This is a genomic window from Cupriavidus sp. CuC1, from assembly GCF_044627735.1.
GTDB lineage: Bacteria > Pseudomonadota > Gammaproteobacteria > Burkholderiales > Burkholderiaceae > Cupriavidus > Cupriavidus ulmosensis.
On the sequence record NZ_JBIUHC010000044.1, the window covers coordinates 52,359 to 65,417 of the forward strand.

Below are 13,059 nucleotides of genomic sequence, written 5' to 3' on the forward strand. Positions count from 1 at the left end.
GCGGCATAAGCAGGCGTGGGGCGAGTATTCATGCGCCCTGGCCTGCCTTCGCTTGCGTGCCCCGCTGGCCCACCGAGGTTACCGCCCCAGTTTGTCTGGCGTGGCGCAGATGCCAGCTATTCCAGCCAGCCTGTGCCCATGCGTTCCCTGGCTGAGCCACAGGCGACCACCTCCTTACCACCGGAGCAAGAGATGCGCAGAGTACTCACGTTGACGTTACTTGTCGCCGCCGCAACGGCTTCAGGCTTGAGTTATGGCCAGCAAAAGAAGGTCGACCCATACACCGACGGTGCCAAGGCCGGCAAGGCAGATCCTTATACGGATGGCGCCAAGTCCGGCAAGTTCGACCCGTACACGGATGGCGCGAAGAAATCCACGCAAATGGACCTGAATGCCACGCAGGGCAAGCCCGATCCCTACACGGACGGAGCCAAGGTCGGCAAGACCGACCCCTATACGGACGGGGCCAAGGCAGGCAAGGCAGATCCCTATACCGATGGCGCCAAGGCCGGCAAGGCCGACCCGTACACGGACGGCGCGAAATCGAAGTAGCGAGCAGCCGCTAGACGCGGCCACCCACGTCGTTCTCGCCGCTACGCGGCGATGCTGACCCCGGGGCAGAGCCCCGGCCCGGAGCCTTTGCAACGGCAAACCCGCGCGGCCCCTGCCTTGGCCGCGCGGGATACGCTTGCGTGCGCAAGCTAGTCATCCCCCTCCCCGTTAATCACGCCTAGCCGGCCAGGATCCGCTCCGGGTGCCGGCCGCTGGCGCCGAGCAACACGTCCGTGCCCCGCTGCGATGCTTCGCGCGCGCCGACGATCGCCCAGTAGAAGTTGTCGTCGGGCATGCCCAGGCGGTAGCTTGCAAGCGGCACGTTCGGCACCCTGTAAAGAATGTAGATTCTGACCTTGAATTTATCTGACTTATCAGATACTATCCAGCCAGCAGACGGAAGACAGGAGCCAGCATGAAGCACTACACGAAAGAGACCTATAACCTGACGCAGAGCGTCGGGTTCTACCTCAACAGGGCCCGCAATCTTGTGCTGATGGAGATGGACGCCGCCCTGAAGGAACTTGATATCACCGCCCAGCAGATGGGCATCCTGCTGTCGCTGTCGCTCGGCACGGCCACCACCCCGTTCGAGCTGAGCAAGCTGCTGGTGATCGACACCGGCCTGATGACCCGCATCCTCGACAAGCTGGAGCGCAAGGGCCTGCTGACCCGCTCGCGCAGCGTGGATGACCGCCGCGTGGTGAACCTGAAGCTCACCGCCAAGGGCCACAGCGTTGCCAACCAGATTCCGGAGATTGCCCCGGAGGTGCTGAATGCGCGCCTCAAGGATTTCAGCAAAAGCGAGTTCGACGAATTGTTACGCCTGCTCGACAAATTCTCGGCCGCCTGAGCGCGCGTCTTTTTTTAACCATTTATCTGACAAATCAGAAAATGAAAACGCAGACTTCTTGAATGACCGGCCGCGCCCTGCGCTCCGCCAAGGTCCTGCCCCTGCTGCTCAGCGCCTGGCTGGCCGGTTGCGCCAACTACGCGGGCATCTCCAGCGACAAGCACGTCACCGCACCCACCGCGCTGGAAACCACCGCCAGCCTGCCCGCCGAGCAAGGCCACTGGCCCGCGGCAGACTGGGCCGCCCAGTTCGGCGACGCGCAGTTGCGTGCGTTGATTGCAGAAGCGCTCGAAGGCAGTCCGTCGATCGACATGGCCAAGGCACGCCTGGCCGCCGCCGCGGCCTACAGCGAAGGCGCCAATGCCAACACCTTGCCGCGCGTGGACGCCGGTTACACGCTGACCCGCCAGCAATACTCGGGCACCGCCCTCGCGCCCCCGCCCATCGCCGGCTCCTGGCAACCCGAAAACCGTGGCGTGATCAGCGCCAGCTATGAACTCGACCTGTGGGGCAAGAACCGCGAAGCCCTGGCCTCCTCGATTTCGGCACGCCGTGCCGCCGAGGCGGAATCGGAACAGGTCCGCCTGTCCGTCAGCTCGGCCGTGGCCCGCGCCTACAACGAACTGGCCCGCCTGTACGCCCTGCTCGACATCGCCCAGGACGAAGTCAGGCAGCGCACCGCGCTGGCCCGTATCACCCACGCCCGCGCCGCCTCCGGCCTGGACACCGAAGTGGAACAACGCACCGCCGACGCCAACCTCGACGCCAGCAACGCGGCGGTCACGGCGCTTAACGGCGCCGTCCTCAACACTCGCTACCAGTTGGGCGCCCTGCTCGGCCGCGGCCCGGACCGCGGGCTGGCCGTCGCGCGCCCCACGCTGAGCCCCGGCGACGAAGTGCGCCTGCCAGACAACCTCCCGGCCGACCTGGTCTCGCGCCGCCCCGACATCGTCGCCGCGCAAGATCATGCCGCGCTCCGATGCGCGGGTGCTGGCGACCATGGCCTTTGCCGGCTTCGCCGCGGTGTTCTTCATGCGCTCGGGCTACACCACCACCGTCGACACCTGGACGCTGGTGCTGCCCACGCTGTTGCAAGGCATCCCGACCGCGCTGTTCTTCGTGCCGTTGACCGCCATCCTCCTGTCCGGTCTGTCGCCCGACAAGATCCCTGCCGCCGCGGGCCTGTCGAACTTCGCTCGCGTGTTCACCGGCGCCGTAGGCACGTCGCTGGCCAGTACAGCCTGGAACGACCGCAACATCCTGCATCACTCGCAACTCGCGGAGCAGGCCAGCCAGCACAACCCGGTCTTCGTGCGCTCGCTGGAAGCCTTGCAGGCCACGGCCGGCTTCAGCCATGACCAGGCGATGGCGTTCTTCGAGCGCAGCCTCACCACGCAAGCGACCATGCTCGGCTTGAACGATATCTTCTGGATCTCGGGCGTGATCTTCATCGTGATCATCCCGCTGATCTGGTTCACCAAGCCGGCCAAGGGCGGTAATGCTGCCGCCGCTGCGGCCGCGCACTGAAGGTGGCGGGAGCTTGAATGACCTGACCCGGCCCCGGGCCGATCGACGGGAAGGACAAAGCGTCAGTGCGCAATGGCGCACAAGCAGCAAAGCCGGGCAGCGCCGCTGCAAGCCGGGCACCACTGGTACTAGAATTCGATCCAATCCCCGCCACTTCAGGTAACCACCAACACAAGATCAAGAGATGGATATCCATGTGAGCATGCACGGCCGGCAGGGCCTGGCCGGCCAACTCTATCGCCAGTTGCGGGCGGGCATCGTCGACGGCCGGCTGGCGCCGGGCGAACGGCTGCCGTCGACCCGCGACCTCGCCACCCAGCTTGGCGTATCGCGCAAGACCACGCTCGACGTGTTCGAGCGGCTGATTGCCGAGGGCTATCTGCGCGCCCGCGCCGGCGACGGTACCTTCGTCGCCCACGAGATGACGGGCCTGGCGCCCTCGCCGTCGCCGCTGTCCCCCAGCCCCGGCGCCGGCTCGATCTGGGAGCACCTGCCCGACGTCTTGCCCAGGACCGCGCCCGGCGCCGCGCCCGCGTTCGACTTCGTAGGTGGCGTCACCGACAAGGGCTTGTTCCCGTTCGACAAATGGCGCAGCTGCGTGAGCCACGCGCTACGCGTGCAGGCCCGCGGGCTCGGCAGCTACCGCGACCCCGCCGGGGAGCAGGAGCTGCGGCTTGCCGTGTCGCGCTACCTGGCGTTCAGCCGTGCCGTGGTGAGCAACTGGCAGGACGTCATCATCACGCAGGGCGCGCAGCAGGCGATCGACCTGATGGCGCGGGTGGTCATCCGCCCGGGCGATGTGGTGGCGGTGGAGGATCCCGGGTATCCGCCCGCGCGCATTGCGTGCTCCGCGCTGGGCGCGCAACTGGCCTATGTCCCGGTGGACGCGCAGGGGCTGGTGGTGGACGCCCTGCCGGACAACGCGCGCATTGTCTACGTCACGCCGTCCCACCAGTTTCCGCTGGGCATGGCCATGGGCCTGGAGCGGCGCGTGGCGCTGCTCGAGTGGGCGCAACGCCGCGGCGCGCTGGTGCTGGAGGACGACTACGACGGCGAGTACCGCTTCATGGGCCGCCCGATGGAGTCGCTCAAGAGCCTGGACAAGACGGGGGTGGTGGCGTACGTGGGGACCTTCTCCAAGACGATCTTCCCGGAGCTGCGCATTGGCTACGTGATTCCCCCTGCGCCGCTGGGTACCGCCGTGCGCCGGGCCAAGCAGGTCGGCGACTGGCACAGCTGCACCATGACACAGACGGCGCTGGCCAAGTTCATGCTCGACGGCTACTTCGCCAAGCACCTGCGGCGCATGCACAAGGAATACGCCGCGCGCCGCGCCAAGCTGCTTGAGCACCTGGAAGGTCCGCTGAGCCCGTGGTTCACGGCCCACGCGCCGGCCGCGGGGATCCACATGGTGGCGCACCTCAAGATGCCGCTGGACGAACGGGCGCTGATCGCGCGCGCCGCTGCCGCTTCGATCGGTCTTTACGGCATCGCAGGCATGTATGGCGGGCAGCCCCCGGCGCCGGGGATCCTGTTTGGCTACGGTGGCATCAGCGTGGCGGACATCCACGCCGGCATGGAAAAGCTGGCCGGGGCGCTAGCGGCGGCCGGCTAGCGGACAGCTTCCCACTGGTTACCTCATATTAGAGAAAACTGGCTATTTTATATAACCAGTTGCCGTCCTAATCTTGTTCCTGTCGCGCCCCCACCCTGCGGCGCAAAGCACAAAAAACAGGAGCAAACCATGGAACAACGCCTCGACTTCTACAAAGCCAGCCCCGCCGCCATCAAGGCCCTGATCGGCGTGGAAGACCGCATCGGCAAGAGCGGCCTGGAACAGCCGCTGGTGGAGCTGGTGCGCCTGCGCGCCTCGCAGATCAACGGCTGCGCCTATTGCATCGACCTGCACACCACCGACGCGCGCAAGGGCGGCGAAGACGACCGCCGCCTGGCCACCCTGTCGGTCTGGCGCGAAACGCCCTTTTTCTCCGAACGCGAACGTGCCGCGCTGGCCTGGACGGAAGCCGTCACGCTGGTCGCCCAGGACCATGTGCCCGATGCCGCATGGGAAGCGGTCCGCCCCCACTTCGGCGACGCCGAACTGGTCGACCTGACCCTGCTGATCTCCGCGATCAATAGCTGGAACCGCTTCGCCATCTCGTTTCGCAAGACGCCGGCCTGAACCCGGGGAGACGAAAAACATGACCCATTCGAAGATTGGGCGGGCCGTGTCCCGCCTGGCGATTGCCAGCATGATGCCGGCCGTGCTGGCACTGCTGGGCCCGGGCACCGTGCTTGCCCATGCGCCGGACGGCCAGCTTGGCAAAGCCGAGGAAACCGTGCAGCCGCTGATGAAGCAGCCGATCAAGCTGCCGCTGCCCCAGTGAACTGGCGGCCAGCCCCGGCCGCAGCCGCAATCCCCCTGCCCGCCGTCCCCGCCGTCCCCGCCGTCCCCTACCCGGGAGACCGGCGGAACGCGATGCCAAAGCGGTTGAGGCTATTGACCGCGGTGACCAGCAAGGTCAGGTCCACTATCTCCCGCTCCGAAAAAACCCGCCTCACCGCTTCCCACACGGCGTTCGGCACCCCCGTGCCGGCGATGTCCGTCACCGCCTCGGCCCACGCCAGTGCCGCCCGCTCGCGATCCGTGTAGAGCGTGGTCTCGCGCCAGACTTCCAGCATCTCCAGCCGCGCCGCCATCTCGCCGTCCTTGCGCGCCCGCGCCGAATGCAGGTCCACGCAGTACGGGCAGCCGTTGATCTGCGACACGCGCAGGCGCACAAGGTCCACCAGCGAATGCTCGAGCCGGTAGCGCTCGCTGCGTCTGTCGAGGCGAAGCAATAGTTCGGTGCTGAGCCGGTTGGCCCGGTGGCTGTCGAGCCGCAATGTCATGCCGATCTCCCCTGCCGGCCCGGCCGGACGGCAGGACCCATGCCACAGGCTAGAGCCGCCGACCGGTGCAAACAATAGCCATTTTTACGCCGATGCAGGTAGCCAGCGGCAGGAGGGGCTTACCGCTCGCCGGCGTCCTCGGATGCCGCCTGCGAAGCCCTGGCCTTGCGCGTCACGCTCCTGACCGGGATGCCGATCATGGTGGCCGCGCCGCCGTCGCCAAGCGCCCGGGTGAGCGCGGCGGGCTTCTCCACCAGATCCTGCAGGCTATATGCGTCCAGCACCTCGAAATAAGCCCGCAATGCCGCGGACAGCACGCCGCGCAAGCCGCACACACGGGTGATGATGCAGTGGTTGTCGTCGCCCTGGAAGCACTCCACCAGGTTGAAATCCGACTCCATGGCCCGGATCACCTCGCCCACATTGATCTCCGACGCCGGCCGGCCCAGCTCGATGCCGCCGGCGCGCCCGCGCACCGTATGCAGGAAACCCGCCTGGCCAAGCTTTTGCACGATCTTGATCAGGTGGTTCTTGGGAATGCCGAACGCATCCGCGATGCGCTGGATGGTGACCAGCTCGCCCGGATGGACCGCGACATAGATCAGGGTCCGCAGACTGTAGTCGGTGTAGTCGGTCAGTCTCATGGAAAAGTCCGGTTCGCGGCGGTGATGTATGGGGCGGCCAGGATGGGGTTCCGGCGGGCATTGCGCCTTACTGTGAAGGCCGTCGCAGTCTAACATGGACTCCCGATGCATCTTTGCGCGCCGCCGCAAATTTTATGTTGCATTGCCAATGCATGTTTAATAAAATGGGCGCCAAGGCGTCGCCACCCGGCCGCATCCACACTGCACCAAGATTGCACCTGGACCGCGCGCCGCAACCGCACCAAGGTGCGGCGTCTTTTATCTTTTTTGTTGCATTATTTGTACATCTTTGGAGGTTGCCGTGCTGTCTGAACAATCGAGACCCCTGATCGACGCAAGCGTCCCCGTGCTGCGCGAACATGGCCTGGCCATTACCCAGGCCTTCTATCGCAACATGTTTGCCGATCGGCCCGAGCTGACCAATCTGTTCAACATGGGCAACCAGGCCAACGGCTCGCAGCAGCAGTCGCTCGCCTCCGCGGTGTTCGCCTACGCGGCCAACTATGGCGACAACAGCGCCCTGGCCCCGGTCGTCAGCCGCATCGTGCACAAGCACGCGTCGGTCGGCATCAAGCCCAGCCACTACGCCATCGTCGCCCGCCACCTGCTCGGTGCCATCGGCGAAGTGCTTGGCGACGCCGCCACCCCGGCGCTGGTCGCCGCATGGGACGAAGCCTACTGGCTGCTCGCCGCCGAACTGATCGCCGCGGAATCCCGCCTCTACGAGCGCGCGCAGACCGGCCCCGATCACCGCCAGCCCGTGCGCATCGTCGAGCGCGAAGCGCAAAGCGCCGACATCACCGCCTTCACGCTCGAAGCCATCGGCGGCACCACGCTGGCCGACTTCCTGCCCGGCCAGTACATCTCGGTCGTGGTGGAACTCACGCCCGGCGCCTTCCAGCAACGCCAGTACAGTTTGTCCGACGCACCCAACGGCAGCACCTGGCGCATCTCGGTCAAGCGCGATCGCGGCAATGGCGAGGACCTGCCCGCCGGCGCAGTCTCGAACTGGCTGCACGAAAACGCCCGCGAAGGCGACGTGCTGATGGTCAGCCAGCCCTTCGGCGACTTCGCCCCGCGCATCGAGTCCAGCACGCCCATCGTGCTGCTCTCGGCGGGCGTCGGCGTCACGCCCATGATCTGCGCGCTGAACGCCGTCGCGCAGCGCAACCCTTCACGCAAGGTCGTGTTCGGCCACGCCGCGCGCATGGTCTCGCACGTGGCGCACCTGAAGGACATCAAGCATGCCGCCCGCAACCTGCCCAGGCTGCGCACGCACTTCTTCCTGGAGTCCGCAGAGCCGGCGGAATTCCTGGCGCAACCCGCCCTGCCCGGCCGCATGGATATCGACGTGATCCTGGCCGACGACGATCTTGCCGATGCGGACTTCTACCTGTGCGGGCCGCTGCCGTTCATGCAGGCACAGCGGGCGGCGCTGCACGCGCGTGGGGTAAAGGCGGAACGGGTGCACCGGGAGGTGTTTGGGCCGGATTTGCTGGATGGATTGGTGTAACGCCAAAAGCGCACGGCCGGCAGGCGCCGGCCCTCACAACCTCAGGAAGCCAGCCCTTGCTGCCGCGGGAACCGCAGCGCAAACCGCACCAGCCCGGGCGTTGGGCAGCTGGCCTCCACGCCGCCGCCATGCAGCGCCATGATGGCCTTCACGATGGCCAGCCCCAGGCCATTGGATTCAGTGACCCGGCTGCGTGCGGCGTCGCCGCGATAAAAGCGGTCGAACAGCCGGTCCAGCTGGCCCTGTGGAATGGCTTCGCCCTGGTTCTCCACCGAGATGACGACCCCATCAGGCTGCTCGGTGCCGCTGAGCCGCACCACGCTGCCCGGCGCGCCATAGCGCACGGCGTTGACCACGAGGTTGTTGATGGCGCGGCGGCACAGCAGCGGATTGGCCCAGAGCGTGCCGAGCGCCTCCACCTCGAATGTCATCGCCTTCTCGTCCGCCGGCCCTTCGAAATACTCGGCGATCTTGTTGAGCTCATCGGGCAGCGACACCTGGGCGCGCTCGATGACCAGGCCGGCGTGGTCGGCCTGCGCCAGGAACAGGATGTTCTCGGCGATATGGCCGAGCCGGTTCAGCTCCTCCAGGTTGGACTCGAGGACTTCCTGGTACTCCTCGGGATGGCGCGACTGGCTCAACGTCACCTGGGTCTGGCCGATCAGCGCGCCCACGGGCGTGCGGATCTCGTGGGCGAGGTCGGCGGAGAACTGGGATAGCCGCTCGTAGCCATCGGCCAGGCGGTCCAGCATGGCGTTGAATGCGCCGACGAGGCTGCGCAGCTCGGCCGGAGCATCCCGCTCGTCAAGGCGCACCGCGAGGCTGGCGGGGCTGATCTCGGCGGCGCGCGCGGCGATGCTGCCAACCGGCTTGAGTCCGCGCCGGATGGCGAAGAACGCGAGCGCGGTCGCCGCCAGCATGCCGACCAGCGCGGCCAGCACCACGCGGTCGCGGTAGGCGGCGAGCATCTGCACTTCGTTGCTCATCGGATGCGCGGCGATCACCTCGACCACGCTGCCGTCCTCATTGGAGCGCGCCATCGCGGCCGCCCAGTGCACCGGCACGCCGTTGTCCAGCCGGGTGCGCAGGATGCTGGCCGCGGTCGGGCCGGCGCCATCGCCCGGCGCCCAGGCGCCGAGCTTTGCCGGCACCGGCAGGTTGTCCGGGTTGACGTGGATAAACGGCGGTTCTCCCGGCTTGCGGAAGATCAGCACGTCGCGCTCGGCGCCAAGCATGGATTCGAACAGCAAGGGCCGGTCCTTGAGCTCGCCGACCGTGTACACATCGCTGGCCAGCCGGCGGAAATGCGCCACGCGCCCGATCAGCTGCAGATCGGCACGGGCTTCCATCGAGGTCTTGGCGGACTGGTAGAAATACATGCCCAGCGCACCGATCACCACGCAGGCAATCGCCGCGAACGACAATGTGGTGCGCGCGGTCAGCGAGCGCGAGGACCAGGCTTTCACGCGCCCTCGCCAAAGGTATAGCCGATGCTGCGCACCGTATGGATGAGCTTCTTGTCGAAGGGCAGATCGACCTTGGCGCGCAGCCGCTTGATGGCCACGTCGACGACATTGGTGTCGCTGTCGAAGTTCATGTCCCACACCTCGGCGGCAATCAGCGTGCGCGACAGCGCCTCGCCCTGGCGCTTGACCAGCAGGTGCAGCAGCAGGAATTCCTTGTTGGTCAGCACGATCTCCACGCCCTGGCGCGTCACTTTGCGGCGCAGCACGTCGAGCTTGAGGTCGGCGAACTCGAACAGCTCCGCCTCGCGCACCACGCCGCGCCGCAGCAGCGTGCGGATGCGCAGCACCAGCTCGATGAACGAGAACGGCTTGACCAGGTAATCGTCGGCACCGAGCTCAAGCCCGTGGATGCGGTCGTTGACGTGGTCGCGCGCGGTCAGGAAGATCACCGGCAGGTCGCGCCGCGCGCGCAGCGTGCGCATGATTTCCCAGCCGTCGATGCCGGGCAGCATCACGTCGAGCACGACGAGGTCGTAGGAATGCTCCAGCGCCATGTGCAGGCCGTCCGTGCCGGTACGCGCGAGATCCACGGCGTAGCCGCTTTCGCGCAACCCCTTCTTGAGGTAATCGCCAGTCTTGGGGTCGTCTTCGATGACGAGGATGCTCATGATGCGCAATGCCATTCAACGGTATGCTGCCATTCTAGCGGCGGCCGGAGCCGCGGTTTATGACATTTTGGTCATCAAAAAGTCACTCGGGCGACCTGCCCACTACCCTAACCTACGTAGCACTTTCCACGCACCAGGAGTTCCAGGATGAAGATCGTTTCGAGCAGTTTGACGCGTACCTTGGTTGCCCCGGCGCTGCTTGCCGGCGCCATGTTTGCCGCAGCCCCCGCGGTGCTGGCCCAGCCCGCTCCCCCCGCCGCTCCCGCCGCCACGCCCATCGGCGTGCGCGGCACCGTGACCGCCTTCGCCGGCGACACGCTGAAGGTGCGCACGCGCTCGGGACAGGACCTGGAAGTGGGCCTGACCAAGGACACGGCGGTGCGCGCGGTGACGCTGTCCAAGGTCGATGAGATCAAGGCCGGCAGCTACATTGGCTCGGCCGCCGTGCCGCAGGCGGACGGCTCGCTCAAGGCGCTCGAGGTGCACGTGTTCCCGCCCAGCATGCGCGGCAGCGGCGAAGGCCACCGAGCGTGGGATCTCGGCAAGAACAGCAGCATGACCAACGGCACCGTGGGCAACGTGGTGGTCAGCAACGGCCGCACCATCACCGTGAAGTACCCCGACGGCGAGAAGCGCATCGTGATCCCCAACGACGTGCCCATCGTCAACCTGGAACCCGGCGACCGCTCCTTGCTGGTTCCCGGCGCGCACATCGTGCTGTTTGCCAGCAAGGGCGCCGACGGTGCGCTGACCGCGCGTTTCATCTCCGCGGGCAAGGGCGGCGTCGTCCCGCCGATGTAAGGCCTGCTAGCCATGCGCAAGCTACCCTCCTCCAAACCCGCGCGGCGCGCCATCGTCCACCCGCTGGTGGTACGCGCCACGCACTGGGTCAATGCCTTCGCCATGACCTGCATGGTGATGAGCGGCTGGGCGATCTACAACGCCTCGCCGCTGTTTGCCTTCAAGTTTCCGGCATGGGCGACCGTGGGCGGCTGGCTGGGTGGCTCGATCGCATGGCATTTGGCGGCCATGTGGCTGCTGTTTGCAAATGGCCTCGTCTACCTGGTTTATGGCCTCGCCACGCGGCATTTCCGGCGCCACTTCCTGCCGCTTGGCGCGCGCGGCGTCTTGCGTGATGCATTACTGGCCATCCGCCTGCGCCTGCCGCATCGGCCCGGTGCCTACAACGCGGTGCAGCGGCTGATGTATGTGGGCGTGCTGCTGCTGGGCGTGCTGGTCGTGGCGTCCGGGCTGGCCATCTGGAAGCCCGTCCAGCTGGACTGGCTGGCGGCGCTGTTTGGCGGGTTCGACACGGCGCGCCATGTGCATTTCTTCGCCATGGCGGGAATCGTCGGCTTTGTGGTGGTTCACCTGGCGCTGGTCATCCTGGTGCCGGCCACCTTGTTGCCAATGCTGACCGGACGCGCCGGGCGCGCTGGCCATGGAGATGTCAAAGCATGAGCGCCCCCAACGATGACAAGCGGATCGTCATGCCGGCCTCGGAACCCCTGCGCGCGGCCGATTTCAAACCCCAGCTCGCGCAGCTCCAGCGGCGCTTGTTCCTGCGCTCTTCGCTATCGCTAGGCGCCCTGTCCATGCTGGCGGGCTGCACCTTGCAGGATGGCGATGCCGTGGACAAGGTGCTGTGGTCCATGTCGCGCTGGAACGATCGCGTGCAGGCCTGGCTGTTCAACCGTAACCGGCTCGCCCCCACCTATGCGCGCAGCCAGATCACGCAGCCCTTCCCGTTCAACGCCTTCTATCCCGAGTACGACGTACCCGAGGTCGACGGCACCGACTACCGCCTCGAAGTTTCCGGGCTGGTTGCCGACAAGCGCGCATGGAGCCTGGCGCAACTGCGCGCGCTGCCGCAGGCGGGGCAGATCACGCGGCATATCTGCATCGAAGGCTGGAGCGCGGTCGGCGAATGGCGCGGCGTGCCACTGCGCACCTTCCTGGAGCGCATCGGCGCGGACACCACCGCCCGCTATATCGGCTTCAAATGCGCGGACCGCTACTACTCCAGCCTCGACATGGAAACCGCGCTGCACCCGCAGACCATGCTGGCGCTGGATTTTGGCAGCGAGCCGCTGCCCGCCAAGTATGGCTACCCGCTCAAGCTACGGGTGCCGACCAAGCTAGGCTTCAAGAACCCCAAGCATATCGCCGCGCTCTTCGTGACCAACGAGAATCCGGGCGGTTATTGGGAAGACCAGGGCTACAACTGGTTCAGCGGGCTGTAGGACAATAAAGCACCGCCGCCGGCAAGTGACGAACTCCGGGTGATGCACTGTATGCCGGGCACCAAACACGGTGTCTGGTGTGCGCGTTGCCACACTCACGAAGGGCGCCAAGCATTCCCACCGTCGCCACACATGGGTAATATCAAGGCCATGCGCGCCGCCACCCTGGCCGGTGCGCAGTCTGGATAGCGCAAGCCCGCCTGATCTCCCGCCGCGGGCACCAGCACGCGAACGAGGGAGACCATGGCTCCATTGGCTTCATTGGCATCATTGGCATCGGGCGGCAGCCCCTACCGGCAACTCTGGCACCTCACCTCGGAAGGATGGGGCTACTGCGCGCTCGGCACCTTCAGCCACGACGGCCTGCCCCCGGAGTGGCGCGCCGTACTGCCCATGCTGCCGCTGCGCGACCGCTACTCTCCCGTGAAAGCCGCGCGCATGGTGCTGGTCACCATGCAGATCCGCGGCGCGGCGCCTGCATCGGCAAAGCAGTCCGATCCGCAGCGGCCGTTGTATTACGTTTATCAGGCTTGGAGTACGCAGTTGGTGGCTTGAGCGGCTCCTTCAGCGCGGGACCGGCAATGGCGTGTCAGCGTTCGCGCTCCCCTCTCCCCATGAGGCTTGGGTGTGCCCACATTTTTTGAACAACTAGCTGTTCTCCCTACACCCATCTCCACCGGACAGCTATTCATCCTGCTGGA

17 protein-coding genes are annotated in these 13,059 nt (G+C 66.4%); 12 read left to right on the forward strand and 5 right to left on the reverse strand.

The features are described from left to right. The first annotated feature begins 192 nt into the window (after window positions 1-192). Window positions 193-552, forward strand: coding sequence for a hypothetical protein (locus tag ACGLHR_RS20030; RefSeq protein ID WP_400096024.1), 360 nt, complete (start codon window positions 193-195; stop codon window positions 550-552). 178 nt (window positions 553-730) lie between these two features. On the opposite strand, the gene ACGLHR_RS20035 is transcribed toward ACGLHR_RS20030, so the two are convergent. Beyond that, complete coding sequence (locus ACGLHR_RS20035) at window positions 731-874, reverse strand: hypothetical protein (RefSeq protein ID WP_400096025.1); 144 nt, start codon at window positions 872-874, stop codon at window positions 731-733. 93 nt (window positions 875-967) lie between these two features. On the opposite strand from ACGLHR_RS20035, the gene ACGLHR_RS20040 reads away from it, so the two are divergent. The 6 genes from ACGLHR_RS20040 (at window position 968) to ACGLHR_RS20065 (ending at window position 5,319) form a co-directional block, all read left to right on the forward strand. Further along, window positions 968-1,405, forward strand: coding sequence for a MarR family winged helix-turn-helix transcriptional regulator (locus ACGLHR_RS20040; RefSeq protein WP_400096026.1), 438 nt, complete (start codon window positions 968-970; stop codon window positions 1,403-1,405). Between the two features lie 62 nt (window positions 1,406-1,467). Further along, on the forward strand, window positions 1,468-2,763 hold the full coding sequence (locus ACGLHR_RS20045; protein ID WP_400096027.1) for a TolC family protein: 1,296 nt from the start codon (window positions 1,468-1,470) through the stop codon (window positions 2,761-2,763). After that, window positions 2,717-2,932 (forward strand): hypothetical protein, encoded by a 216-nt coding sequence (locus ACGLHR_RS20050; RefSeq protein WP_400096028.1) that lies wholly within the window; start codon window positions 2,717-2,719, stop codon window positions 2,930-2,932. Before ACGLHR_RS20045 ends, ACGLHR_RS20050 begins: the two co-directional genes overlap by 47 nt. A gap of 184 nt (window positions 2,933-3,116) precedes the next feature. Continuing rightward, a complete protein-coding gene (locus ACGLHR_RS20055) occupies window positions 3,117-4,547 on the forward strand; it encodes a PLP-dependent aminotransferase family protein (protein ID WP_400096029.1) in 1,431 nt (476 codons plus the stop codon). Between the two features lie 129 nt (window positions 4,548-4,676). Continuing rightward, window positions 4,677-5,114, forward strand: coding sequence for a carboxymuconolactone decarboxylase family protein (locus ACGLHR_RS20060; RefSeq protein WP_400096030.1), 438 nt, complete (start codon window positions 4,677-4,679; stop codon window positions 5,112-5,114). Window positions 5,115-5,133: 19 nt separating this feature from the next. Further along, the gene (locus ACGLHR_RS20065) at window positions 5,134-5,319 is read left to right on the forward strand and encodes a hypothetical protein (protein WP_400096031.1); all 186 of its coding nucleotides are present in this window, start codon (window positions 5,134-5,136) and stop codon (window positions 5,317-5,319) included. Between the two features lie 67 nt (window positions 5,320-5,386). On the opposite strand, the gene ACGLHR_RS20070 is transcribed toward ACGLHR_RS20065, so the two are convergent. After that, a complete protein-coding gene (locus ACGLHR_RS20070; protein ID WP_400096032.1) occupies window positions 5,387-5,824 on the reverse strand; it encodes a carboxymuconolactone decarboxylase family protein in 438 nt (145 codons plus the stop codon). A 119-nt stretch (window positions 5,825-5,943) separates the two neighbouring features. Next, window positions 5,944-6,468 carry an RrF2 family transcriptional regulator gene (locus ACGLHR_RS20075; RefSeq protein ID WP_400096033.1) on the reverse strand — a complete coding sequence of 175 codons (525 nt, stop codon included), beginning with the start codon at window positions 6,466-6,468 and terminating at the stop codon, window positions 5,944-5,946. A 301-nt stretch (window positions 6,469-6,769) separates the two neighbouring features. Here ACGLHR_RS20075 and ACGLHR_RS20080 point away from each other — a divergent pair, with 301 nt between their 5' ends. Continuing rightward, window positions 6,770-7,981, forward strand: coding sequence for a globin domain-containing protein (locus ACGLHR_RS20080; protein WP_400096034.1), 1,212 nt, complete (start codon window positions 6,770-6,772; stop codon window positions 7,979-7,981). 41 nt (window positions 7,982-8,022) lie between these two features. Here ACGLHR_RS20080 and ACGLHR_RS20085 read toward each other — a convergent pair whose 3' ends face one another. Beyond that, on the reverse strand, window positions 8,023-9,447 hold the full coding sequence (locus ACGLHR_RS20085) for a heavy metal sensor histidine kinase (RefSeq protein ID WP_318233514.1): 1,425 nt from the start codon (window positions 9,445-9,447) through the stop codon (window positions 8,023-8,025). Next, window positions 9,444-10,115 (reverse strand): heavy metal response regulator transcription factor, encoded by a 672-nt coding sequence (locus ACGLHR_RS20090; RefSeq protein ID WP_318233539.1) that lies wholly within the window; start codon window positions 10,113-10,115, stop codon window positions 9,444-9,446. Before ACGLHR_RS20090 ends, ACGLHR_RS20085 begins: the two co-directional genes overlap by 4 nt. A 147-nt stretch (window positions 10,116-10,262) precedes the next feature. Between ACGLHR_RS20090 and ACGLHR_RS20095 the strand changes: the two genes are divergently transcribed. The 4 genes from ACGLHR_RS20095 (at window position 10,263) to ACGLHR_RS20110 (ending at window position 12,913) form a co-directional block, all read left to right on the forward strand. Next, complete coding sequence (locus ACGLHR_RS20095; RefSeq protein WP_400096035.1) at window positions 10,263-10,916, forward strand: hypothetical protein; 654 nt, start codon at window positions 10,263-10,265, stop codon at window positions 10,914-10,916. 12 nt (window positions 10,917-10,928) lie between these two features. Beyond that, window positions 10,929-11,576 carry a cytochrome b/b6 domain-containing protein gene (locus ACGLHR_RS20100; protein ID WP_400096036.1) on the forward strand — a complete coding sequence of 216 codons (648 nt, stop codon included), beginning with the start codon at window positions 10,929-10,931 and terminating at the stop codon, window positions 11,574-11,576. A gap of 29 nt (window positions 11,577-11,605) precedes the next feature. Beyond that, complete coding sequence (locus ACGLHR_RS20105) at window positions 11,606-12,358, forward strand: molybdopterin-dependent oxidoreductase (protein WP_267606341.1); 753 nt, start codon at window positions 11,606-11,608, stop codon at window positions 12,356-12,358. A 243-nt stretch (window positions 12,359-12,601) separates the two neighbouring features. Continuing rightward, a complete protein-coding gene (locus tag ACGLHR_RS20110; protein WP_318233518.1) occupies window positions 12,602-12,913 on the forward strand; it encodes a hypothetical protein in 312 nt (103 codons plus the stop codon). Window positions 12,914-13,059 lie beyond the last annotated feature (146 nt).